Annotated in this window: 1 protein-coding gene; it reads right to left on the bottom strand. The window is 60.6% G+C overall.

Annotated elements, in window-relative coordinates:
• On the bottom strand, window positions 1-312 hold a 312-nt coding region (locus tag GYRE_RS23105), incomplete at both ends, for a phage tail tube protein (RefSeq protein WP_038258915.1).

The following is a 312-nucleotide window of genomic DNA, read 5'->3' as shown; positions in this document are numbered from 1 at the left end:
GCCGGAATGGCCTTACCCAGGCTGCTGCACCACCCGCGGAACACGTCAACGGTGCCGTTCGGGTATTTGATTTTATAAAACCGGACTGACCCATCATTGAACCAGGCGACCAGGTCTTTCTGGCCCTGCTCCCCCGGCTTCCAGGCGAGCGTCAGGGAGGTATCACCGGCGGACTTTGCCCCCTGCGCGGTGGCGTTCCAGTCGGCGTCTTCATCGTCCAGATAGGTGTCGTCGTAGGATTCCGCCGTCATTTCGCCCGGCGTCAGCTCCTTGATTTTTGCCAGGCGGTTCCAGTCGGTGTCTGAGAGAGGA

This window comes from Yokenella regensburgei ATCC 49455 (genome assembly GCF_000735455.1).
GTDB classification, from domain to species: domain Bacteria; phylum Pseudomonadota; class Gammaproteobacteria; order Enterobacterales; family Enterobacteriaceae; genus Yokenella; species Yokenella regensburgei.
This window is presented reverse-complemented; position numbering and strand designations above follow the sequence as displayed.